Below are 21,846 nucleotides of genomic sequence, written 5' to 3' on the forward strand. Positions count from 1 at the left end.
TCACCCCATTTTTTTATAGTGCCGCCCCTTTGCTGCGCAGACGGTCAATCAAAACAGCTGCAACGATTACTCCGCCTTTTACAACGAGCTGCCAGTAATAGCTGACATCCATAAGGGTCAATCCGTTCGTAATCACACCCATGATCAAAACCCCAATAATGGTTCCCTGAATCCTGCCTGCTCCTCCGACCAGGCTTGTTCCGCCCAGAATGACAGCCGCAATCGCATCAAGCTCATAGCCAAGACCAGCTGTCGGCTGACCGGAGAACAGCCTTCCGGCAAGCACCACTCCAGCAAGTCCTGCAAGCATTCCGGACAGCGTATACACCTTCATCAGAGTATTCTCGACTTTAATTCCTGTCAGGCGTGCCGCTTCTTCGCTCCCTCCAATCGCATAGACATGACGGCCAAACATGGTGTATTTCAAAACGAAGAACATCGCCGCATAAACGATGACCATAATGTAGATGGGAGTCGGAATCATAAACAGCCTGCCCGCTCCGAGGAATTTGAACAGATCACTTGCAACGACGATTGGGTATCCCCCGCTGATTACATAAGCAAGCCCCCTGACATAGGTAAAGCTGCCAAGAGTGACGATAAATGCCGGAAGCTTGGTTTTAGCAGTAAAGAAACCGTTGACCAGTCCGAAGAAAGCTCCCACCGCTATTCCGGCTGCAATGGCTGCAAGCGGGTGAACACCTGCCTGGGAGATCATAACGGATATGACTCCGGACAGAGCGACGATTGCTCCTACAGATAAATCAATTCCCCCTGTTAAGATCACGACTGTCATGCCTGCAGCTAAAATCCCGTTAATGGAAACCTGTTTCAGCACATTCAGTAAATTTGAGACGTCCAGAAAGTTAGGAGCTGAAAACGATAAAATAACGCATAGCAGCAAGAGGATAATGAGCATCCCAAGCCGGTTCCAAAGCTGAATGGCTCCATTCCCGTATTTCGTTTGAATAGTAGGTACTTCTGCTAAATTCCCCTTCATGATTCCTGCCCTCCAGTAGCAAAATGCATAATTTTTTCCTGACTTGCTTCGCTTCTCAGAAGTTCTCCTTTAATTCTCCCTTCATGCATCACCAGAATCCGGTCACTGATTCCCAGTACTTCAGGAAGCTCTGAAGACACAACGAGAACAGCAAGGCCTTTCTCAGCAAGGGCCGAGATAATCTTATGAATTTCCGTTTTTGCTCCGATGTCGACACCCCTGGTCGGCTCATCAAGCAGCAGCACCTTCGGGTTGGTCGCGAGCCAGCGTGCAATAACTACCTTCTGCTGATTGCCTCCGCTAAGCTCTGAAACATATTGTTCAGATGAGGCGACTTTTACCCCAAGCTCTTCAATCAAATGATCTGCCCGGTCTCCAATCCGTTTCCAGCTCAACCATCCGCTTTTCTGAAACTTCTTCAACTCGCCCATCACAATGTTTTCCTTCACACTCATGTTCAGAAATAACCCCTGTTCTTTCCTGCTCTCCGGTACATGGGCAAGCCCATAGAGAACAGCTTCTGACGGATTGCTGATTCTTACGCGGTTTCCGTCTATATAAACCTCTCCGCTTTTAAGAGGGGCTGCACCGAATATGGTCCGGATCAGCTCTGTACGCCCCGCGCCAACCAGTCCGGCAAGACCGACAATTTCTCCTGGATAGACCTTTAATGAAACTTGGTTAACGACTTTCCGATCGGATACCTCCCGGAGTTCAAGCGCAGGCTTATGATGGTCTACCCGTTCCGATGCAGCGCTTACCTCCCTTTTAAACAAGGTGTTCAATTCTCTGCCAACCATTAATTTCACAAGGTGATCCGGGCTCGTTTCTGTGATTGGCCCGCTTTGTATCCATTCACCATCTCGAATCACAGTATACCGGTCAGATATCCGGAAAATCTCTTCCATTCGATGAGAGATGTAAATAATGCCAACTTCCTTGCTCTTCAAGTCTTCAATAATGGCAAACAATTTATCTATTTCTTTATCCGTCAGAGAAGCGGTCGGTTCATCCATGATAAGGACCTCGGCATCATAGGAAAGTGCCCTGGCGATTTCGACAACCTGCTGCTGGGCGACACTCAGATCAGCAACGATTCTGCGCGGGTCAAGGTCTGACCCCATTGAAGACAGCACCGAACCCGCTCTCTCATGTACTTCACGCCAGTTCACAAGCCCAAAACGGTTTTTAGGGAATTTGGTTCCCATCAAGATGTTTTCTCCTATTGATAGATTTGGAGAAAGCTTAAGCTCCTGATGGATCACACTGATTCCATTTTGCTTTGCTTCTACAGGACCGCTCCATGCGAGCTTTTGCCCTTTATATTCAATGCTTCCCTCATCCTCATCCGGCTGGTATATACCTGAAAGGATTTTGATGAGCGTGGATTTGCCCGCTCCATTCTCACCCATTAATGCATGGACCTCTCCCTTATAAACATCAAGGCTTACTCCTTTAAGAACTGTCACTCCGGAAAATGTCTTGCTTACTCCATTCATGGACAGGATAGGAGAAGCTGTTTTCAAGATCGTTGCGTTCACAAACTGCCGCCTCCCTTAAAAAGAATAAGATCCTCCTTGCAGAAGATCTCACTCTTTTTCGTTTTACCATCCTTTGTAGCTGTCTACATTGTCTTGAGTAATCAGTTCAACCGGCACTTTAACGAGCTTTTCCACTTCTTTTCCATCGAGGATGTCTTTCCCGATTTTCACTGCCGTTTTCATCATTTCATCTGGTGCCTGGGCAGAAGTTGCTGCAAAGCTTTTGTTTTCCTTTAACGCTTCTACCGCTTCAGGAGCCCCGTCCACACCGACAATGAAGAACTCCTCACCGCGATTTGCCTGTTCCTGTGCAATTTTCACTCCGAGACCTTCAGGATCATTTATGGCGAAAATCGCCTGGATCGATCCTTTAGGCTGAGCTTGAAGGATATTTTCCGTAACAGAAAGAGCTTTCTCCCGGTTCCCCTCACCATTTTGCTTTGCAACGACTTTAATCTCTGAATTCTTAATGGCATCCTCAAACCCTTGAATACGATCCGTAACTGCGGATACAGGAGGTCCGTCAATGACCGCTATGTTTCCCTTGCCGCCCAGTTTCTCGATTACGTATTCTCCTGCGAGCTTGCCAGCTTGATAGTTATCAGACGTAACGACACTATCCACTCCACCCTCAGCTCCGACATCGACCGCAACAACTGGAATTCCCGCTGACTTTGCTTGCTGAACAGCTGCTGCAATCCCTTTTGAATCAACCGCATTCAACAAAATCAGATCCACTTTTTTTGTTACAAAATCCTCAATCTGAGAGGTCTGTTTTGCCAGATCATAATCCGCACTAACGGTGATCAATTCTGCGCCCATTTCCTTAGCAGCTTCCTCAGCCCCTTTTGACATGGATACAAAGAAAGGATTGGCCAGTGTCCCTACAGTCAAACCAATCTTAATTTTCCCATCCTTTTTTTCCGTTGTATCTCCTCCAGAAGCAGGCTCTGTATTTGAACCTGTGTCAATCGCATTGCAGCCCGCTGCCACCAACATAAAGACCAACAACAATAACGCGAATAAAGATCTGGTAACCGCTTTCATTTTCTTCTCCCCTTTTGACTGTTTTTGATTAAAACTGGTAATAGTTAAAATCCAACCTGCTTTCTTCGTGTTTGAAATCGCTTACATATAACATCAAATGACTGAATCTGACCATTCGCGCTCATATGTGACGATTCAGCTTCATTTTAAATCCATATCCTGTCATTGTCAATAAATTCTAATAATTTAAAATTAATGATTTCCGGTTCTCTTTATGGTAAAAATAGGCTAGATAAGGAGGTAACCAATGTTTAGTGAAGAACGCCAGTTAAAAATTATTGACTTCATAACCAGCCACTCTCGCGCTTCGGTCCAAGATTTAAGCAATTTTCTTCAAGTATCCGAATCAACAATCAGGCGGGATTTGAAAGAACTTCAAAAAAACAACCAAATACATAGAACCCATGGGGGTGCCGTCTCTTTAGATAACGTAAACTATGAGCCTACCATTCGTGCAAAAGAGATCGAATACGTTCAGGAAAAAGTAGCCATAGCCAAAAAGGCAGTACAATGGATTCAGGATGGAGATACCATCTTACTGGACTCAGGCACTACAACTCTGCCGATGATGAACGAACTTAAGGAATTTAAAAATTTAACGATCGTTACGAATTCTGTATTACTCCTAAGGGATTATTCCCCTATACCAGGAGTTCATTTAATTTTTCTCGGGGGGAGTCTTCGCCAGGAAACACTTGCAGCAGTAGGTCCCTTTGCCGAGCAAAATCTGTCCATGATCAGAGTTGATAAAGCGTTTGTAGCCATAAATGGAATTCATTTATCAGAAGGGCTTACTACTCCAAACCTTACCGAAGCCAGAATTAAAAAGATGATGATTCAGAATGCACAAAGTGTCATATTGCTCAGCGACTCAAGCAAAGCGGGTAAAATTTGTTTTTCAAAAGTGGCTGATCTTGAAGAAATCGATGTACTTATATCCGATGCAGGACTGGATCCCGCAATTAAAGAAGACATAGAAAGAAGAGGCATAAAAGTGCAGCTTGTTTAACGCGGGAAGCACTGATTGGATAAACACATAAGGCTGAGTGTTCTTTTCCAGCATAAATGCAAAAAGGGCCCAAAAGCGGCCCTTTTTAATCTCTGATAATTCCCTTAACAGATCCGGTCATGACAGCTTTTCCGTGCTGATTCGTATACACGCTGCTCATGGAAACCTTTTGATAGCCTTCCTTTTGCTCGGCTTCGGTAACAGTGACTTCGCACAAAATCGCATCTCCGGTAAATACCGGCCGTTTAAATTCACTTACCATCTCACTCGCAATATAATGCAGATCGCCGCCAATTTTTGTACCGATGCTTGCAGTCAGGAGTCCGTGCACAACCAGCCGTCCTTGCTCATCCTTCTCAAGATGGTGACGGCCCTTATCTCCTGAAAACTCTGCGAATTGCAGGACCTCTTCTTCGGTAAAGGTCCGCTCCCAAGTAAAAACATTCCCTTTTTGAATGGCCATTTTATCTCCCCTTCCTTTACTGTGAATATAGCATAGAACGGAGGGTAAATGAATGGCTATTCATTCAGTTTAATTTTGTGAGGGGTCAGTCCCGCACTGCTTCACCGCAGCGGGGGACTGAGGCGCACCTCTGCGACCCCTTGCGTCCCAACAGTTTGCGGAGCCGGTGCCGAAGCTTTAGTACGGCATAGAATGTGGGGACTGGCACCGGGTCTGTCCCCACTTGCTTCACCGTATTGGGGGACAGAGACCCATCACTTCAATCCCTTGCGCCGCAAGGGTGTGCAGATTCGGTGCCGGAGCTTTAGTCCTTTAGCAGAGTGAGGGACTGACCCCGCTTCTGCCAGATCACATCATCTCTGACCCCACTCCTCACACAAAAAAACCGGCACCCACCCAGGTACCGGCCCATCCACTTATGTCATTTTCTTAATCCGTCCTGCTGCGAGCTCGAGCAGGATGGCAAATCCAAGGATGAAGAAGGTGATGACGCCAACTTCTCTCAGATCATAATAGAAGTTGGAAGCCATGAACATGTCGTAGCCGATGCCGCCTGCTCCGGCGGCGGCTCCCATGGCAACGGCGACGGCGAAGTTGACTTCGAACCGGAGGAAGGTCCATGAGATGATATAGGCGGCTGAGGATGGGAGCACGGCTTGGAATACAGTCTGCCACCAGCTTGCTCCGCTTGCCTTCATGGCTTCTATCACTCCGTTGTCCATTTCTTCGAAGCTCTCCGAATAGGCTTTTATTAAATAACCGACGGTATGAAAGGTCATCCCCACTACAGCTGCAACACTCCCTAGTCCGGCTGACACAGCGAAAATAAGGACCCATAGTACGGTGGGAACTGCCCGGATAAAGGCTACTGCCCCTTTGATCACTGCCGGCCACCTTCCGGATGATAAATTTTCGGCTGCCAAGAGTCCAAAGAACAGGGCGATGATGGCACCGATTAGGGTGGTCAGAAAAGCGAGACCCATCGTAACCGTTACCTGTATAAAGGCATCGGCCAGTGTAAAGTGCTGAAGACGGGGTTCGAGGAACATGGTTTTGATATTAGCAAATGTTTCAGTCATGCCTTTTGCCAAGTCGATCTCCTTTGAGCCGAATGTTGTAAACGTATAAACGGTCAGCAGCAGGAGTGTAACCAGTGTGCAGGTGATTACAATTGAGGATTTTGTTCTCTTTCGGACTTTAATTTTGGCTGGCACCGCTTTGCCGGCTTGCGCCAAATTTTCAAGACCCATCAGATCACCGCCCTTCTTACATAGTTGGACAAAGCCTCGATCAGCAAAATAGCTGCGGCAATGGTGAGGACGACAAGACTCGCTGCCCCGTAATTCAAGCTCTTGTAATAGAGGTTAAAGGCATAGCCAATGCCTGAACCTGTCAGGATTCCGACAAGGGTGGCGCTCCGGATTGACGTTTCGATCATAAACAGCAGCCAGCTGATCATCTGGGCAATGCAGGCCGGCAGCACCGATTGAAAGACAATTGGCAAGTACCCGGCTCCGGTCGCACGCAGTGCTTCCACCGAACTGCTGCTCACTTCATCAATCGTCTCCATAAACGCTCTGGTCAGGAAACCGAATGCTCCGAAAAATAAAGCAAAGTAACCTGTTATCGGTGTCTGTCCGAATGAAAAGAGCAGGATCATCGTCCAGACGGCAACGTCAATGTTCCGGAACACGGTGGCAATCGCCCGGCAGATGGCCTGAAAGAACGGATTGATGCCTGTTGTTTTAGAGCCTGCCACGGCAAAAGCGAGTGCGAAAACCCCTCCGGACACTGCTGCGGCAATGGACATCAGCAGCGTTTCTGCAAGCTTTGGCAGGATATCAGGCAGTTTTTCAAAGGAAGCGGCATCCGGATAAAAGTTTGTGATCCCCCATAAAAGAGCGGCTGGTATGGAGGCCAGTCCTTCGGCTGGATCGAATTCTGTAAGCACCATCGCTCCGAGGGCAAGCAGGATAACAGCGGCAGCAAATAATCCTGAGTTCAGGCGGCGCTTCGTAAGAACATTAGCCTGCATGGCCGCCACCAAGGGTGATGGAGAGATCTTTTGCTTCCGCTCCATAAATGTTGGCTATCTCTTCAGATGACATCCCTGCCGGCGGTCCGTCGTAGACAATTTTTCCGCTATTCACCCCGATAATCCGGTCTGAATACTTCAGCGCCGTTTCGACCTGATGCAGATTAACGAGAACCGTGATGCCAAGCTCTGTTGAAATGGTGCGCAGATGCTTCATGATCACCTTTGATGAATTCGGATCAAGCGACGCAATCGGTTCATCGCACAGGAGCATCTTCGGATTTTGGATTAACGCTCTGGCGATGCCGACCCGCTGCTTTTGCCCGCCGCTCAGGCGGTCACTCCGCTTATACATTTGCTCCTTCAGTCCGAGCGTATCAAGCAGCTTCACTGCCTGCTGCTTCTCTTCCTCGCTGTATAATCCAAGCATTCCGGCTAGGACAGATTTGCTGCCGAGCCTTCCGTGGAGGGTGTTTTCGATAGCGGTCAGCCGGTTCACCAGGTTGTAATGCTGAAAGATCATGCCGATCTGCGTTCTTGTTTTCATCAGCGCTTTTTTTCCAAGTCCCGGGACGCTGATTCCGTCAAAGATAATATCGCCGCCTGTCGGCTCAACCATCCGGTTGATGCAGCGGAGAAGGGTGGATTTCCCTGCTCCGGAAGGGCCGATAATGGAGACGAATTCTCCCTTTTCAATGGTAAAGCTTATATCCGATAACGCTTTGGTATCTTTTCCAAATTGCTTGGACACCTCTTTCAGTTCCAGCAGCGCTGTCATAGGCAGCCTCCTATATCCGGAAGGGCTGCGCATCCATCATGCGCAGCCTTCTTCCCTTATTTTTTCTGCAGTTCCCTGATCGGGTTGAACCACTTGTCTTCCACTTTGACAAATTGCTCTTTTCCGGACGCCTTTTCAAACAGGCCGGATGTTTCAGAGCCTTCCGGTACGAAAATCTTTTCATTGTTCTTCGTTTCCTCAGACGTCAGGGTGTCGAGAATTTTTTGCTTCGCCTCTTCGTCTACATTCTCGGAATTGATGACAATCGGTGCGTTTAGAACAGGAGTCACGGAGAACAGCGTGAATTGTTCTCCTGCAAGGTTTTGGAACGGTTCAGCTGCCCCTTCCTTTACCTTGTAGACAGAGCCGGCCTCATTTGCCTTGCCTTCTTCGAGTTCCACATAGTTCGCTACACACGTATCACAGAATGCTGCTGCGTCTGCCTTTTCTGTTAAAAGGTTCACTGCTGATCCTTGGTGCGAACCTCCGAACAGCACTTCACTGAAGAATTTTCCCTCTCCGCCTTCCATTAGATCTTCCGGAGCGAGATCCTCTCCTTTTTCACTGAAATGCTTTCCAATTTCAGTGGAAGGCACCTGGAACCCGGATGTGGAGCTATTTGAAACGAACGAGAACCGTTTTCCTTTTATGCCGTCGATGGTGTACTCCCCGCCTTTTTCATATTCCTGCTCGTTTCCTTTTTTAACAGTGAGCCAGCTGTGGTAAATGGCATCCTCAAGCGTTCCGGACTCGCCGCTTGATACGACAAGCGGTTCAACCTTTTTATTTTTTTCATTAGCTTCGATATAGCCTTGTGCACCAAGGAAAGCAAGATCGGCTTTTCCATTGGCAATCGCTTCGATCGCTACGATGTAGTCAGTTGTTGTCTGATGCTTTACCTTTTGGCCGGTTGCTTCTTCAATCGCCTTGCCGATTTCTTCGCGCGCTTCGCCCATATCCGCACCGGATTCATTTGGCAGCCAGGCAATCGTCAGCTCTCCGTCATCTTTTCCTGAAGCACCGCTGGAACAGCCTGCAATTACTAAGGCAAAACAAAGGGACAGAATGAGAATCCATGCTTTTTTCATTTTCAATTCCTCCTCCGGATTAGTTGACTGATGCCAAAAAGCTTCCTTCATGTATGCTGTACTCCCGGTCACACAGGTCCTGCATAAATTCAAGATCATGGAAGATCCCAATCATCGTTGTTCCTTCATTCATCAGCTGCTGTATCAGCTCTTTGACCTTCATTTTGGAAGCCTGGTCGAGGCTTGCAGTCGGCTCGTCCAGCAGCAGGAGCCTCGGCCGTTTAACCATGGCGCGGGCGATATTCAGACGCAGTTTTTCCCCGCCTGAAAAGGTTGCCGGATAGCTGTCCCACAGCTCACGGTCCAGTTCAAAATGGGCCAGGATCTCTTCCGTTTGAATGGCAGCCGATGCTTCATCGGTACCCATTTCTTCAATCGCCTGCTTGACTAGCTCTCTCGCTGTTGTGCGCGGCATGGCATTTAAAAACTGTGAGACATAACCGATCTCATGCTTGCGCAGATAAATCATTTCGCGCTCCGTTGCAGCAGCAAGATCAATCAGGCCGAATTTTTTCGAATCATAGAGAATTTCTCCGCGGTCCGGAAGATAGGTCCTGTACATGCATTTCAGCACCGTTGATTTTCCGCTCCCGCTTTTCCCGGTGATCCCGACGAACTCTCCAGCTCTGACCTGGATGCTGATGCCGGAAACCGCACGGATTTTTTTGCCGAGATTATGCAGGGTAAAGGACTTGTCGAGCCCCTGAATGTTCAAAATGTACTCCATTGCAGTCACCTCCTGTAGTTCGTTTTCTGGATAAGCTTGCCGTCTACAAACACAGCCGTTATCGCAGGAAAATCGTACTCCATCTTTTCAATAATCAGCAGATCTGCTTTCTTCCCTTCGCGAATCGAACCGATTTCCCCGTCCATCCGGACAGCCTTTGCCGGGTTAATGGTAACGAGCTTAACCATTTCTGCCAGGTCCATTCCGTCTTCCTGAGCAAGCTTGAAAATAGAATGCAGCATCGCTGCCGGATAATAATCGCTGCACAGAATATCAATGCTGTTTTCCCGGATCGCTTCCGCTGCACAAAGATTGCCGCTGTGGGAGCCTCCAAGAAGAACATTCGGCGCTCCAGCGATGGTAGCAAGCCCTCTCCGCTTCGCTTCCTTCGCCACATCGAGCGTAATCGGAAATTCACTGATCGTTGCTCCAAAGCTGTCGACAAGCTCCAGCTTCTCAAAGGAATCATCATCATGAGAGGCTACCGCAATTCCATTCTGTGCCGCAAGTTCAGCAAGCTCTGCAATCGCCTCCGCAGTCAGTTTCTCCTTCGTCTGATGCTTAACAATGATCTGGTCGATTTGGTCGTCACTGTAATCGTTGTAGCCCTTCACCGTGTTCCGGTAGATTTCAAGATGACGGTACTGCCCCTGGCCCGGTGTATGGTCCATAAAGGACAGAAGATGGACCTTCTGCTCGTTCATATAGCTTTTCAGATTCTCCACTTCTCCGAGATTATCAATCTCAAATCTTGCATGGAACCGGTGGCGGACGAGGTGGCTGCTCTCATGAGTTTCCTCTATCAGGTTCATCAGTTTTTTGACATTCTCCGCCTCGCGGACCGGCTTGTATGCATATTCCGTATATTTATAGAGGGAAAGGGAATGAAACATCGTCGTGATGCCATGGGAGATCAGTTCCTTCTCCGTTTCCTTCAGCGCCAGGTTAAAGTTCATGAGCGATGTCGGCCTTGGAGCTGCCATGTGTTCAATGTAATCGGAGTGCAGATCGATAAATCCCGGCGAAACATAGCCTCCGTTTGCATCCAGTACTTCTGCGCCTTCCGGAACGGGAATCCGTTCTGAAATCAGCGCAATGTTCCCGTCTTCTATAAGAAGATCCATCCCTTCGAGTACAGCATCCTCTGTGATAAGCTTTCCGTTCGTTATGATATACATGGTGCTTCCCGCCTTCCTGGGTCGTCCTACAGTAATGAATGTACAAGCTGCTGCGTATAGGCGGCCTGCGGATCCTCTAAGATCTGATCCGTCAGCCCTTTTTCGATGACCTTCCCATCGAGCATCACCATTGTCCGGTCAGCAAGCATCCGGATGACACCGAGGTCATGAGAGACAAGAATGATGCTGATTCCAAGCTCACGCTGCAGACCTTTGATTAAATCGAGAACACTTGCCTGCACGGACAGATCAAGTCCGGTGGTCACCTCATCCAGCAGCAGGATGGGCGGGTTGTTGGACAGCGCCTTGGCGATCTGCACACGCTGCTGCATCCCTCCGGAAAAATTTCTAGGTGCTTCTTTTCTCCGGTGCACCGGGATGGATACGTGGGTGAGCAGCTCCATTCCGCGTTCTTCCATGCCTGCTGCGTTTCTCTCTCCTGCTGAAATCAATTTTTCTGCGATATTGCCGATTGAGGAAAAATCCATCTTCAGACCGAGAATCGGATTTTGGTACACTTTGCCCATCAAATGATTGCGGATGTACCTCTTCTCCTGCGAGGACTGGGCGAACAGGTTAGCGTTCCCGTCCTTATAAGTGCTGATGTAGCCCTCACCGCCTGTCGTTTCCTGGTCAAAATAAAGGCACTTCATCAGCGTCGATTTTCCGCTTCCGCTCTCCCCGACAATCCCAAGCACCTCACCCGGGAACACATCAAAGGATAAGTCCCGGCACGCATAGACTGTTCCGCAGGACAGGCAGTAGTTTTTGATCAGCTGCCCTGATCCGCCGCCGCATTCCCTGCATCCGCTGCCGAATTGCCGGTTCAAATTCCGGATGGATAAAATTGGCTGTTCTTCGCTGTTCATCCTCTAACCGCCTCCGCTCTCCCGTTCAGCGTCTCCAGGCAAAAACTCGTATCGTTGCACTGGTGGTACGTTTCACCGGTTTTCTCATCAATCAGTTCATCCAAAAACACATCCGCCGCCCCGCATTGTCTGCAGCTTTTTCCTTCAAAGGATTCCTTCTGGAACGGAAAGTCTTCAAAATCGAGAGATGTCACCTTCGTATAAGGCGGCACAGCATAGACTTTCTTCTCCCGTCCTGCCCCAAGGAGGATGAGTGCTTCAGAATGGTCCATTTTCGGGTTATCAAACCTCGGAATCGGACTCGGAGCCATGACGTACCGTCCGTTTACGAGCACGGGATGGTCCGCGTTTGTCGTCATTGTGCCGTATTTCATAATCTGCTCAAACAGCATCAGCCACGCTCCGCTGTATTCCTTCTCCGCATGGAGGGTTTTTGTCTCATGCTCGCTCGGCTCGTAAGGACGGAGCGGCTCCGGAATCGGCACTTGAAGGACGAGGATCTGGCCCGGCTTCAACGGCACTTCCGGTATACGGTGCCTTGATTGAATCAATGTTGCCTCTGCGGTTGAATCGGTTTGCGGAATTCCGGTTGTCCCGGACACCAGCTTTTTAATATTGACTGCATTGACGGACTCATCTGATCCCTGGTCAATCACTTTCAATATGTCATCTCTTCCGGCAAGGGACAGTGTCAGCTGAAGGCCCCCCGTCCCCCATCCGCGGGCGATCGGCATCTCACGTGATGCGAAAGGTACCTGATAGCCTGGAATCGCAATGGCTTTTAAAGCAGCTCTGCGGATTTCCCGCTTCGAACCCTCATCAAAAAAAGCAAAATTGTAGGCAATTTTCATTCTTCCTTCTCCTTCCTGCCGGCTTTCGTCTTTCTCATGCTGTCGAGCTTCGACTGGAAGGTCACATAATGAGGCATTTTCAAATGCGAGATAAACCCGGTCGATTCAACGGAGTCGATATGGTACAGCACAAACTCCTCATCCTGCGTCGGATATTGCGGATGTTTCGTTTCCAGACTGTTATCAAGGATTCCCATCGCGATAGCTTTCGTTTCGTTCTGTCCATAGCAGATCCCGTAACCGATCTCAAACTCAATTTCCTTCTTGCCATGCTCCTTTTCGACCGTTACAGGAATGAGCATTTCCGCTTCTGTCACCGTGACATCCCCTATGTAATAGGCATCTTCCTCGCTGCCCCCGTCTGTCGGATGGTCCGTGTAGATGGGAACACCTCCCACTCTCAGCTCACCGACTGTTGGATGAAGGGAACCATAGCCCCGGATAACCGCGTATCCAAGAGAGGTCAGTGTCCCGGTTTGGCCCCGTGAAAGAATCTGGAGCCGTTCACTGCGGCTTGAAGGGAATTCAAGGCTCCTTCTTGTCACATCATCCGGCTCTTCATCATTGAGCGGGAACGGCTTCATTAAGCCTTCCTTGCGGAGATAATCGACGACCTTCGGAAGTTTGTCCAGTTCTTCATCAGCAGAAGGCTCAGCGCCATAAGCAGACAGCCACTCCTCAATATCGGCTTCCGATTCCTCCATCAATCCAAAATCGAGCAGGCGGTGGGAATAATCCGTGGTCGCCCCTAGAATCTGGCCTCCCGGAATATCCTTGAAGCTTGCAGAAATCCGCCGCTCCACTCTCATGTTTTCAGTAAGAGCGGTTCTGGAATAGTGCTTTCTTGGCAGAGTAGAACGGTAAGCTCTCAACAGGAACACCGCTTCTTCCGGATTGCCTTCCGCCTGCTTAATGGCGAGGGCCGCCAGTGTTTCACTGTACAGACTGCTTTCACTCATGACCTGATCGATCAGGCCCCGCATCCCGGCTTCAATGTCCTCCGTCTGCAAGACACGCTTTTGCTTAAGCCGTTCGTACTTTAATCTTTTAATGCTTTCTTCAATCGCTTTTGTCCCGCCTTTTACAGCTACATATCCCATTTACTGTTCCTCCCCTGCCGTGATCTGCGCAGTTCTCGGAAGGCAAAGCAGATTTTCAGAATCTGTGATGATAAAATCAACGCCCAGCGGATACTCCGCGTTCTTCTCCGCTCTGTGCTGAATCCAGCTGCCGGGCAGCTTCATCGCAATCAGCCTGCTCCGGTCAATCCCCGGGCCTCTTAAAAGAAGCTCCTCCCCCGTGCCTAGAGCCTCGGCCTCCGCTAGAATCGTTGCGGACTGATCGGGGTTCCGGTGTGTCCCGGTCTTCGCCGACTGGATCATCCGTTCCAGTCCGGCAGCGCCTGCTTGCATCAGGACAAAAATGAAATCTGCTTCCTCAGGCGGAGCGGCCTTCGCATATGTCAGCTCATTCATCAGCCCTGACAGCGAGCCGTCCGGATCACCTTCAACGTAAAAGGTAACCTCTGGATCTAAAAGGGTTAAAGCCAGTAAAACCAGTGCTCCGTTTTTCCCGTCATACCCTTCTGCCAGCTGAGCCTGTTCTCTTATGGATGTCATCGTTCCCGGCCTTGCCATCGTATCGATCAGCTTCCGGTAAGTCTTCTGGATGTCGTGCACCTTGTCCAGCTGCATCTATTCGTCCTCCCTTACTCCGTATCCATCGTTTCAAAACGAACCTTTGTTTTCAGAATGGAACGTCCTTCAGCGCGTCTTCTTTCAAAAATTGCTTCTTCCTCTTTTAGTAGAAGCTCCGTCCATTCCTCTGTTTCCGGCACCGTTGCCCCGAATGCTGCATCAATGACAGCGAGATGGCATGCAAGCTCCGGCTCGTGGCCTTTAACAATGCCGATTCCGACCGTGCCGTTCACCCTCGCCTTGCACTCCGTCACAAACACTTCCCCTAAGTAAAAGAGACTGTTTTGCGCCGTTTCACGCATCTTGACCATCACAAGTCCGTTCTCAGGCTCCGTCATGAACTCCACTTGATGCCGTTCCTCAGCCAGGGCAGCCATAGAAGCGGCCAGTTCCTTGGACCCGCTGATCAGGATCTCTGTTCTGCGCTTCCGTTTCATCTGCATTCCTCCCATCACTTGTTTTTCCTACCTGGTTATCAATTTATCTTGTTGCCAAGTGTGTGAAGGTTAAAGGTTTGTAAAAACAGCGTTAACGTATGTAAAGGTTAAATCTCATATGTAAAACAATCACTCCGGTACAAAATCCGGCTGCACTCGAGCACCTGCCCCGACTCCCGGTCCACGCAGCCTGACTCCAGCTGAAGCAGCGGCACAAGACTCGAGCACTCCAGCAGCTCCCGTTCAAATTCTGTCGGAAAAATCACACTGAGGATGCTGCCTCCGGATTCAAATGCCCGGTATCCCTTGCTGCGGTAATACTCAAACATCGACGTAATCTTCTCTCCGGCCTGCTGAATATCCGGAAAAGATGACGCCTTCACATAAGAAATATGGAGCGCGATTGGAAGACCCTCGACAATCCTCAGCCGGCCGATCTTATAAATTTCCTCCTCTATACCAGCCTGCAGTGCGCCATAAATCTTTTCATCAAAGCCGATCCGGATGCAAAAAATGTTTCGGGATTGAAAATCGAAATTCAGCTCCCTCATCTTTTCACTAAAGCTCACATCCCCTGACAGAAGGAGAGGAATCTGTCTGCGGCGGTCCTTCACATAACTCCCTTTTCCTTGCCGGGCATAAATGTACCCGAGCTCCTGCAGCCGCTCATAGCTCTTCCGCACAACCATCCGCGGCACTCTGAATCGGTCCGCCATCTCGTTTTCCGAAGGCAGCTTATCCTCCGCCCTGTACACCCCGTTCTTTATATCCAGCATGATCTGATCCACCAGCACCATTTCATCCGCCATCCGTCATCTCTCCTTTATGTATCAATATGACCAGTGTAGAAAATGAGTTTGAAGCTGGCGTTACGGGGGTGTAAAGATGCAAAAAGGAAAGGTGGAAGGTACTGGGGACATTGTGGGGCAGACATTGGCCGGCTGCTGCATTGTGGGTGGAGGGGGATAAGGGGAAGGATGGGGTGTTGGGTTGTGATGGGGTGGGACGGGGTCAGTCCCGCTTCGCTTTAAAGCAAGCGGGGACAGAGACTTGCAGCTGCTAGCCTTTGCGCAGCAAGGGATTGCAGAGTTGGTGCCGGAGCTTTAGTACGGCAGAGAATGTGGGGACTGGCACCGTGCCAGTCCCCTGCTGCTTCACCGCAGCGGGGGACAGAGACCCCTCCGTCCAAGCCCTTGTGCCGCAAGGGCTTGGACAGACGGTGCCAGAGCTTTAGTGCTTTAGCGAAGTGCGGGTCAGACACTCCCAGACACTCCATACACTCGGCCTCCAGCTTTCAACCCGGCCAACAAAAAAACCCCCTTCCAAAGGAGGCTTCACCCATACTTCTTCAAAAACCCTTCTACATCATTCAAATCTTTAAACCTTTCTTCCAGCACGTCGCGCGGCCAGTCCCACCAGGCAGAAGCGAGCAGTTTTTCAATGATGTCCTCTGAGAAACGCTTGCGGATGGGCCGGGCAGGGACTCCTGCGACAATCGTGTAGGGCTCAACAGGTTTCGTGACGATCGCACCTGCCCCTACAACGGCACCGATTCCAATCTCGACGCCTTTCATAATGATGGCCCCATGGCCGATCCAGACGTCGTGGCCTATTTTTACACGGCGGCCCCTCCGCCAGTCAAAAATGGAATCATCGTCTTCTTCAGCCAAGCCATAGGATTTGCAGCGGTAGGTCATATGATGCTGTGTGACGCGGTCCATCGGGTGATCTACAGGATTAATGCAGACGTGTGAAGCAATCGATACATACTTGCCTGCTTCTGTGTAATTCATGGTGACATCATCCATCGTGTAGCTGTAATCCCCTATGTCCGACTCAATGATTTTGTTTGCAGCTCCAATGGAAGTAAAGCTTCCGGCTCTGCTATGGATGATGCTTGCAGATGGATGAATGAGCGGTTCAGAGGTCAGCATTTGCGCTGCTTCCGTTTGATGAATCTTCATTTTTTCACCTCTCTGAGGCTTGTGTGCCGATCTTTTAAAAGCTGAAAATGCTCCCGGCCCGGATCTTTGCTTCCGAGAACGGTTTCTTTTTCACCATAAGCTCCGTGAAAATCAGACCCTCCTGTCATCACAAGGCCGTATTGCTCGGCAAGCACCATCGCCCGCTCTTCATCCTCTTCCTCATGCAAAGGATGCCAGACCTCGATTCCCTGAAGTCCCGCTTCAACAAGCTCCGGTACTGCAGCAAAATTGCCATACTGTCCCGGATGGGCAAGTACCGGAACCCCGCCTGCAGCCAATATTGCTTTTACCGCTTCATCCGCACTGACATACTTCAACGGAATATAAGCACTTCCTCCATCCCTTGAGAAAAGCTCTTTATATAACGGCCCGTACATTTCTGACGTATATCCTTTTTCTATCAGCAAGTGCATCAAATGCTGCTTATATACACCAGTTCCTCCTTCGGCAAGTGCCTCTGCTTCCTCCCAGCTGATTTCGTAGCCTGCCTGGACCAGTTTTTCTGCCATTAATCTTGAGGCCTCATGCCTTTGGACCACAAGCGGGCCGCATAGCTGCTCAATCGTCTCATTCCCTGGTTCTACCCAGTAGCCGAGAATATGGACACGTCTCTCTCTCTGAAAATCATAGGCTGAAATTTCAATTCCTGGGATGATTTCAACTCCTTTTGCTTTTCCCGCCTCCATCATTTCAATTAGATCCTTCGTTGTATCATGATTCGTTACAGCAAGCGATGTAATCCCCTCCGCTTCTGCCTGCAAAAGCACTTCTTCAAAGGTCAGTGATCCGTCAGAAACTGTTGTATGGCAGTGCAATTCCGTTTTCATTAGTATCCCTCCAGCTTCTTTTGCCTTTAGCTTAACTTGGTGCCAGGTTACATTGGTTAAATGCATGTAAAAGATATGTAAACAAGTATTTCCATCAAAGACTTTCTCTCAAAAGGTTTCTTTGCAACCTGCACGGGGAATTCAGTCAGTACGGATAAGTAAAAAGGCGGAGGGACACAATGGAAATTTCAAGATCAAAAACAGAAGCAAGACAGACAGCAGATAAAGCCAAGCAGGATTCCAAACCGTGGATTCGCAGACTGGGCCGTTCAGGCTATATGGCTCAGGGGCTCGTTTACGGTCTGATCGGTGTGTTGGCATTCATGGCAGCGATCGGCGCCGGAGGACAGACGACAGGTACGAGCGGGATGCTCCAAACACTTGCAGGAATGCCATTTGGCGAAATTCTGCTCTGGATCATCGGAATCGGGCTGATCGGCTACAGCATCTGGAGCATTGTAAAATCCATAGCGGATGCTGAAGGAAAGGGTTCAGATGCAAAAGGCATCATCACACGGATTGGTTATCTTGTCAGCGCAATCATTTATGGAGGTATTGCCTTTACTGCCATAAAAACCGCTGCAGGCGGAGCTTCTTCTGGAGGCGGCGGCTCTGAGCAGACGATTTCAGCGCAGCTGCTTTCCCAGCCATACGGACAGTGGATCATCGGAGCTATTGGTGCAATCATTATCGGTTATGGAATTTATGAGTTTGCCTCCGGTTATAAGGAAAAATTCATGTCCAAATTCAAGGCTGGAGAAATGAGCATGCATGAAAGAAAGCTTGCAAGAAGATCCGGTAAGATGGGGCTGATGGCGCGCGGAATCGTTCTGGGCATGATTGGAGCCTTTTTCATCCAGACTGCCGTAACAGCCGACCCAAGCCAGTCTAAAGGTCTTGATGGAGCCCTGTCCGAGCTTTCCAATCAGCCGTATGGACAATGGCTGCTCGGAATCGTCGCATTTGGATTAATTCTGTACGGAATTTACGGAATCATCCGCGGAAGATATGAGCATATGAGCTATTAAAAAAAGTCCGGGAAACCGGACTTTTTTGTGCTTTTATTTTAGAGACTCTGCCTCCATGACCGTTCCATCTTCGTACACATTATAGAATCCGACGGTACCAGTCCCGCCGTCTTCCATCCATTTTTTACTCTGCGCTTTCAGAGAATAATAGGCTGTTCCTTCCAGGTCCTTATACTCCACTCCATTACTGCTGAAAACAAGGTCATCATTGTTTAGTTTCTTCTCTGCAAAAGAGATGGCCTGTTCAGGTGTGAATTCATTCTGCTCGTGTACACTAAACAGCTTTGTCCATGTCTCAATTCCGACTACTCCATCAGCAGCCAAGCCATTTTCGGCTTGAAACTCACGCACCTTCTGTTCTGTATGAGGTCCGAAAAAACCGTCTGACACCGTTTCAAAACCGGTTTGAGTCAGTGTTGCCTGAACAAAGGCAACTTCTAATCCAGCCTCTCCTGTACGAAGCACCGGCTGATGCTCGGGGGCTATTTGTAAAACTGGCTCGAGATCCGGCGGCAGCTCTGAGGTGAGAGCAGATTGTTCATCATAGGCGGCGGCAGTTTGAAAAGAAACCGGTGCAGTCACAAGCGCGATCGCGGGCAGTAAAGCGAACCATTTCTTTTTCATTCCTATCTCCTCCTGACATTCTTACCATTCCCACTTTTCATTACGCATTAAACGCTTTCTTGGTCTATACGAAAAAGGCCCGGCATGAGCCGGACCCTTATCAGGAAAGTTTTTGAACTTCAAGGTAATATATCTGATGGCCATCAATTTCATGGACACGGAACAGATGGCCTTCGTCTTCAATCTCAGATCCAGACTGTGCATCAATATTCCGAGTTAAGAACCAACCGCCAATTGTATCTACTTCTTCATCTTCAAGAGCGGTTCCGAGAAGATCATTAACGTCTTCGATTAAAAGCTTGGCATCCAGGATATAGTGGTCCTCGCCGACCTTGCGGATTTCTGCCACTTCATCTTCGTCAAACTCATCGCGGATCTCACCAACGATTTCCTCCAGGATGTCTTCAGCGGTTACCATACCGGATGTTCCGCCATATTCATCCATCAAAATCGCCACATGGGTACGCTCTTTCTGCATCTTCACGAGAAGATCATGGATTGGAATGGTTTCAATCACGCGGATGACCGGATTAATGAAAGATTCCAGTTTCATATCCATTTCTTTGTTCATAACCTTCGCAGTCAGCAGCTCTTTAATGTTAATAAACCCGAGGATGTTATCTTTATCCCCATCCGCTACTGGATAGCGTGTGTAATTTTCTTCTATAAGGGTATCCATAATTTCGTCAAAACGGTCATCAATGGATATGCTGATCATTTCCGTGCGGGGCACCATGATCTCTTTAGCCACACGCTCGTCAAATTCAAAAATATTGTTCACATATTTTAATTCGTTTTTATTAATTTCACCGCTTTTATAGCTTTCGGACATAAGAAGACGCAGTTCTTCTTCAGAGTGGGCAAGCTCATGCTCAGAAGCTGGCTTGAGACCGAACAGGCCGACAAGAAAGCGGGCAGATCCGTTCAGGAACCAGATGAGCGGGAACATGATGCGGTAGAACCAGATAATCGGTACCGCGAACGCGAGCGTTACAGCCTCCGCCTTTTGAATCGCTACCGTCTTTGGAGCGAGCTCCCCGACAACAACATGCAGGAAAGTAACAAGAGCAAAAGCAATGATAATGGTAACAATGTGGGACATGGATTCATCGATATTAAAATATTCAAACAGCGGGTGAAGGAGGATCTCAAATGTCGGTTCCCCGATCCACCCGAGTCCAAGAGCCGTTACAGTAATCCCGAGCTGGCAGGCAGACAGGTATTCATCCAGATGCGTAACGACTTTTTTCGCAGAGACGGCCCCTTTTCTTCCCTCTTCAATCAGCTGATCGATTCTGGAAGTACGGACCTTAACAATCGCAAACTCTGTTGCGACGAAAAAAGCGGTTAATGCAATTAATAGTACGAACAAAAACAGGTTGATAGCTGTCAAAGAATGATCTTACGAGTGTAAGATCTTCACCTCCCGAGTATGGTTAATCTTCCTGATTTCCCTGAAAGAAAATCATGACGAATTTCAGTAATTCAAACAGTGCGATCAGAGCACCGGCTACGTAAGTCAAAGCAGCTGCATTCAGCACCTTTTTAACGCCATGCTCCTCATCGCTGTAGAGAATGCCTTCCGCAATCATCATATCTTTTGCCCGGCTGCTGGCGTTAAATTCAACCGGAAGCGTGATCAGCTGAAAGGCCACTGCAGCTGCAAAAATGATAATCCCAATGCCAATCAGCGACATTTGCTGAAGCAAAAAACCTCCAATAAGCAAAAATGGAGCCGTACCTGAAGCGAAATTCGCCACCGGAAACAGTTTATGGCGCAGGACAAGCGCACGATACGCCTGTTTATCCTGGATGGCATGCCCAATCTCATGTGAAGCAACCGAAACAGAGGCGATCGAACGGCCGTAATAAACAGCCTCTGACAGCCTCACGGTCTTACTGATGGGATCGTAATGGTCGGATAACTTCCCGCGCACAGGCTCTACCGGAACATGGTGCAGACCGTTGCGGTCAAGCAGCATGCGAGCTGCTTCTGCCCCGCTTAGCCCTGTCCTGGCCGGAACATTCGACCACTTGTTAAAATTCTTGCTCACTCTTACCTGTGCCCACATGGCCAAGCCAAACGCTGCAAAAATCAAAAAGTCCATTGGATGAAACAGCATCCAATCATGCACCTCCAAATTCAGCTTAAAAGCAAAAGCAAAGTTTGAATCAAAGAAAGACTTTCGTGTGAAACATTTTTCTTTAAATGTTCGAGATTTTTTATATCACTTTTATCCAAGGTTGCCAAAAGGTCTGAAACATCTTTATCTAATCCGCTGATCTTCAACCGCAGCTCATGCAAGTCGATTTCCTCAGCATCTTTTTCTAGAAGTCTCTTTTTTATGTCTGACAGATTCATCCCCGCGGTTTTGTATCTCTCTATATCATGAATGCGCTCGATCGAGGATGCATCATAATAGCGGTAATTAGAAGATGAACGTTCTGCTTTTAGAAGCCCGATATTCGTATAATGATCAATCGTCCGCTTCGTAACATTGCACATTTCCGCCAATTCACCAATCTTTAGTTTCTCAGCCCCAACGGAAACACCTCCAACTATCACGTGATGGTTATGTTTCAATTGTACAGACAGGTTTCATTGGTTGCAAGGAAAACGCCAGGATTGTAATAAAAAATTCAAAATAAAAAAAGACCCTTA

General features: G+C 48.7%; 24 protein-coding genes. 2 read left to right on the forward strand and 22 right to left on the reverse strand.

Annotation, left to right across the window (positions count from 1 at the left end):
- Positions 1-13 precede the first annotated feature (13 nt).
- From GKZ89_RS08715 to GKZ89_RS08725, 3 genes are all read right to left on the reverse strand, one after another.
- Complete coding sequence (locus tag GKZ89_RS08715) at positions 14-1,000, reverse strand: ABC transporter permease (RefSeq protein WP_155112020.1); 987 nt, start codon at positions 998-1,000, stop codon at positions 14-16.
- Complete coding sequence (locus tag GKZ89_RS08720) at positions 997-2,541, reverse strand: sugar ABC transporter ATP-binding protein (protein ID WP_338324908.1); 1,545 nt, start codon at positions 2,539-2,541, stop codon at positions 997-999. The genes GKZ89_RS08715 and GKZ89_RS08720 overlap by 4 nt, the downstream gene beginning before the upstream one ends.
- 63 nt (positions 2,542-2,604) lie before the next feature.
- Positions 2,605-3,588: an ABC transporter substrate-binding protein gene (locus GKZ89_RS08725; RefSeq protein ID WP_155112021.1), complete on the reverse strand. Its 984-nt coding sequence runs from the start codon at positions 3,586-3,588 to the stop codon at positions 2,605-2,607.
- A 247-nt stretch (positions 3,589-3,835) separates the two neighbouring features.
- Here GKZ89_RS08725 and GKZ89_RS08730 point away from each other — a divergent pair, with 247 nt between their 5' ends.
- Entirely contained in the window at positions 3,836-4,597 is a 762-nt protein-coding gene (locus GKZ89_RS08730; protein ID WP_155112022.1) for a DeoR/GlpR family DNA-binding transcription regulator, read from the forward strand.
- 85 nt (positions 4,598-4,682) lie between these two features.
- Here the strand turns inward: GKZ89_RS08730 and GKZ89_RS08735 are convergent, their stop codons facing one another.
- The 15 genes from GKZ89_RS08735 to GKZ89_RS08805 form a co-directional block, all read right to left on the reverse strand.
- Positions 4,683-5,060, reverse strand: a complete 378-nt coding sequence (locus GKZ89_RS08735) for an FAS1-like dehydratase domain-containing protein (protein ID WP_155112023.1) — start codon at positions 5,058-5,060, stop codon at positions 4,683-4,685.
- A gap of 416 nt (positions 5,061-5,476) precedes the next feature.
- Positions 5,477-6,310, reverse strand: coding sequence for a PhnE/PtxC family ABC transporter permease (locus GKZ89_RS08740; RefSeq protein WP_155112024.1), 834 nt, complete (start codon positions 6,308-6,310; stop codon positions 5,477-5,479).
- Positions 6,310-7,095 carry a PhnE/PtxC family ABC transporter permease gene (locus tag GKZ89_RS08745; protein ID WP_155112025.1) on the reverse strand — a complete coding sequence of 262 codons (786 nt, stop codon included), beginning with the start codon at positions 7,093-7,095 and terminating at the stop codon, positions 6,310-6,312. Before GKZ89_RS08745 ends, GKZ89_RS08740 begins: the two co-directional genes overlap by 1 nt.
- The gene (gene phnC, locus GKZ89_RS08750; RefSeq protein ID WP_155112026.1) at positions 7,085-7,873 is read right to left on the reverse strand and encodes a phosphonate ABC transporter ATP-binding protein; all 789 of its coding nucleotides are present in this window, start codon (positions 7,871-7,873) and stop codon (positions 7,085-7,087) included. The genes GKZ89_RS08745 and phnC overlap by 11 nt, the downstream gene beginning before the upstream one ends.
- A 56-nt stretch (positions 7,874-7,929) precedes the next feature.
- On the reverse strand, positions 7,930-8,961 hold the full coding sequence (gene phnD, locus GKZ89_RS08755; RefSeq protein WP_155112027.1) for a phosphate/phosphite/phosphonate ABC transporter substrate-binding protein: 1,032 nt from the start codon (positions 8,959-8,961) through the stop codon (positions 7,930-7,932).
- A gap of 19 nt (positions 8,962-8,980) precedes the next feature.
- The gene (phnL, locus tag GKZ89_RS08760) at positions 8,981-9,688 is read right to left on the reverse strand and encodes a phosphonate C-P lyase system protein PhnL (protein ID WP_155112028.1); all 708 of its coding nucleotides are present in this window, start codon (positions 9,686-9,688) and stop codon (positions 8,981-8,983) included.
- A gap of 5 nt (positions 9,689-9,693) precedes the next feature.
- Complete coding sequence (phnM, locus tag GKZ89_RS08765) at positions 9,694-10,866, reverse strand: phosphonate metabolism protein PhnM (RefSeq protein ID WP_155112029.1); 1,173 nt, start codon at positions 10,864-10,866, stop codon at positions 9,694-9,696.
- A 26-nt stretch (positions 10,867-10,892) separates the two neighbouring features.
- Entirely contained in the window at positions 10,893-11,735 is an 843-nt protein-coding gene (locus GKZ89_RS08770; protein ID WP_155112030.1) for an ATP-binding cassette domain-containing protein, read from the reverse strand.
- The gene (locus tag GKZ89_RS08775; RefSeq protein WP_155112031.1) at positions 11,732-12,586 is read right to left on the reverse strand and encodes an alpha-D-ribose 1-methylphosphonate 5-phosphate C-P-lyase PhnJ; all 855 of its coding nucleotides are present in this window, start codon (positions 12,584-12,586) and stop codon (positions 11,732-11,734) included. The genes GKZ89_RS08770 and GKZ89_RS08775 overlap by 4 nt, the downstream gene beginning before the upstream one ends.
- Positions 12,583-13,686 carry a carbon-phosphorus lyase complex subunit PhnI gene (locus tag GKZ89_RS08780; protein ID WP_155112032.1) on the reverse strand — a complete coding sequence of 368 codons (1,104 nt, stop codon included), beginning with the start codon at positions 13,684-13,686 and terminating at the stop codon, positions 12,583-12,585. Before GKZ89_RS08780 ends, GKZ89_RS08775 begins: the two co-directional genes overlap by 4 nt.
- Entirely contained in the window at positions 13,687-14,280 is a 594-nt protein-coding gene (gene phnH, locus GKZ89_RS08785) for a phosphonate C-P lyase system protein PhnH (RefSeq protein WP_155112033.1), read from the reverse strand.
- A 14-nt stretch (positions 14,281-14,294) separates the two neighbouring features.
- Positions 14,295-14,720, reverse strand: a complete 426-nt coding sequence (gene phnG / locus GKZ89_RS08790) for a phosphonate C-P lyase system protein PhnG (protein ID WP_155112034.1) — start codon at positions 14,718-14,720, stop codon at positions 14,295-14,297.
- A gap of 107 nt (positions 14,721-14,827) precedes the next feature.
- Positions 14,828-15,529: a GntR family transcriptional regulator gene (locus tag GKZ89_RS08795; protein ID WP_155112035.1), complete on the reverse strand. Its 702-nt coding sequence runs from the start codon at positions 15,527-15,529 to the stop codon at positions 14,828-14,830.
- Between the two features lie 525 nt (positions 15,530-16,054).
- A complete protein-coding gene (locus GKZ89_RS08800; RefSeq protein ID WP_155112036.1) occupies positions 16,055-16,684 on the reverse strand; it encodes a DapH/DapD/GlmU-related protein in 630 nt (209 codons plus the stop codon).
- Positions 16,681-17,532, reverse strand: coding sequence for a PHP domain-containing protein (locus tag GKZ89_RS08805; protein ID WP_155112037.1), 852 nt, complete (start codon positions 17,530-17,532; stop codon positions 16,681-16,683). Before GKZ89_RS08805 ends, GKZ89_RS08800 begins: the two co-directional genes overlap by 4 nt.
- Positions 17,533-17,711: 179 nt before the next feature.
- On the opposite strand from GKZ89_RS08805, the gene GKZ89_RS08810 reads away from it, so the two are divergent.
- Positions 17,712-18,560, forward strand: a complete 849-nt coding sequence (locus GKZ89_RS08810) for a DUF1206 domain-containing protein (RefSeq protein ID WP_155112038.1) — start codon at positions 17,712-17,714, stop codon at positions 18,558-18,560.
- A gap of 33 nt (positions 18,561-18,593) precedes the next feature.
- Here the strand turns inward: GKZ89_RS08810 and GKZ89_RS08815 are convergent, their stop codons facing one another.
- The 4 genes from GKZ89_RS08815 to GKZ89_RS08830 all read right to left on the reverse strand — a co-directional run bounded on the left by GKZ89_RS08815 (position 18,594) and on the right by GKZ89_RS08830 (position 21,768).
- A complete protein-coding gene (locus GKZ89_RS08815) occupies positions 18,594-19,184 on the reverse strand; it encodes a peptidoglycan-binding domain-containing protein (RefSeq protein WP_155112039.1) in 591 nt (196 codons plus the stop codon).
- A 100-nt stretch (positions 19,185-19,284) separates the two neighbouring features.
- Positions 19,285-20,577, reverse strand: coding sequence for a hemolysin family protein (locus GKZ89_RS08820; protein ID WP_155112040.1), 1,293 nt, complete (start codon positions 20,575-20,577; stop codon positions 19,285-19,287).
- A 43-nt stretch (positions 20,578-20,620) separates the two neighbouring features.
- Entirely contained in the window at positions 20,621-21,307 is a 687-nt protein-coding gene (locus GKZ89_RS08825; RefSeq protein ID WP_155112041.1) for a zinc metallopeptidase, read from the reverse strand.
- A 20-nt stretch (positions 21,308-21,327) separates the two neighbouring features.
- The gene (locus GKZ89_RS08830) at positions 21,328-21,768 is read right to left on the reverse strand and encodes a MerR family transcriptional regulator (protein ID WP_241680179.1); all 441 of its coding nucleotides are present in this window, start codon (positions 21,766-21,768) and stop codon (positions 21,328-21,330) included.
- Positions 21,769-21,846: the final 78 nt, after the last annotated feature.

Source organism: Metabacillus mangrovi (assembly GCF_009711125.1).
Lineage (GTDB): Bacteria > Bacillota > Bacilli > Bacillales > Bacillaceae > Metabacillus_B > Metabacillus_B mangrovi.

What these genes read in the sequence shown, in the direction of transcription:
- GKZ89_RS08795 (WP_155112035.1), bottom strand. Translation starts at nt 15,529, where the DNA reads ATGGCGGATGAAATGGTGCTGGTGGATCAGATCATGCTGGATATAAAG.
- GKZ89_RS08775 (WP_155112031.1), bottom strand. Translation starts at nt 12,586, where the DNA reads ATGAAAATTGCCTACAATTTTGCTTTTTTTGATGAGGGTTCGAAGCGG.
- GKZ89_RS08735 (WP_155112023.1), bottom strand. Translation starts at nt 5,060, where the DNA reads ATGGCCATTCAAAAAGGGAATGTTTTTACTTGGGAGCGGACCTTTACC.
- phnC (WP_155112026.1), bottom strand. Translation starts at nt 7,873, where the DNA reads ATGACAGCGCTGCTGGAACTGAAAGAGGTGTCCAAGCAATTTGGAAAA.
- phnH (WP_155112033.1), bottom strand. Translation starts at nt 14,280, where the DNA reads ATGCAGCTGGACAAGGTGCACGACATCCAGAAGACTTACCGGAAGCTG.
- phnG (WP_155112034.1), bottom strand. Translation starts at nt 14,720, where the DNA reads ATGAAACGGAAGCGCAGAACAGAGATCCTGATCAGCGGGTCCAAGGAA.
- phnM (WP_155112029.1), bottom strand. Translation starts at nt 10,866, where the DNA reads ATGTATATCATAACGAACGGAAAGCTTATCACAGAGGATGCTGTACTC.
- GKZ89_RS08745 (WP_155112025.1), bottom strand. Translation starts at nt 7,095, where the DNA reads ATGCAGGCTAATGTTCTTACGAAGCGCCGCCTGAACTCAGGATTATTT.
- GKZ89_RS08815 (WP_155112039.1), bottom strand. Translation starts at nt 19,184, where the DNA reads ATGAAAAAGAAATGGTTCGCTTTACTGCCCGCGATCGCGCTTGTGACT.
- GKZ89_RS08810 (WP_155112038.1), top strand. Translation starts at nt 17,712, where the DNA reads ATGGAAATTTCAAGATCAAAAACAGAAGCAAGACAGACAGCAGATAAA.
- GKZ89_RS08740 (WP_155112024.1), bottom strand. Translation starts at nt 6,310, where the DNA reads ATGGGTCTTGAAAATTTGGCGCAAGCCGGCAAAGCGGTGCCAGCCAAA.
- phnL (WP_155112028.1), bottom strand. Translation starts at nt 9,688, where the DNA reads ATGGAGTACATTTTGAACATTCAGGGGCTCGACAAGTCCTTTACCCTG.
- GKZ89_RS08725 (WP_155112021.1), bottom strand. Translation starts at nt 3,588, where the DNA reads ATGAAAGCGGTTACCAGATCTTTATTCGCGTTATTGTTGTTGGTCTTT.
- GKZ89_RS08780 (WP_155112032.1), bottom strand. Translation starts at nt 13,686, where the DNA reads ATGGGATATGTAGCTGTAAAAGGCGGGACAAAAGCGATTGAAGAAAGC.
- GKZ89_RS08730 (WP_155112022.1), top strand. Translation starts at nt 3,836, where the DNA reads ATGTTTAGTGAAGAACGCCAGTTAAAAATTATTGACTTCATAACCAGC.
- GKZ89_RS08715 (WP_155112020.1), bottom strand. Translation starts at nt 1,000, where the DNA reads ATGAAGGGGAATTTAGCAGAAGTACCTACTATTCAAACGAAATACGGG.
- GKZ89_RS08770 (WP_155112030.1), bottom strand. Translation starts at nt 11,735, where the DNA reads ATGAACAGCGAAGAACAGCCAATTTTATCCATCCGGAATTTGAACCGG.
- GKZ89_RS08825 (WP_155112041.1), bottom strand. Translation starts at nt 21,307, where the DNA reads ATGCTGTTTCATCCAATGGACTTTTTGATTTTTGCAGCGTTTGGCTTG.
- GKZ89_RS08800 (WP_155112036.1), bottom strand. Translation starts at nt 16,684, where the DNA reads ATGAAGATTCATCAAACGGAAGCAGCGCAAATGCTGACCTCTGAACCG.
- phnD (WP_155112027.1), bottom strand. Translation starts at nt 8,961, where the DNA reads ATGAAAAAAGCATGGATTCTCATTCTGTCCCTTTGTTTTGCCTTAGTA.
- GKZ89_RS08805 (WP_155112037.1), bottom strand. Translation starts at nt 17,532, where the DNA reads ATGAAAACGGAATTGCACTGCCATACAACAGTTTCTGACGGATCACTG.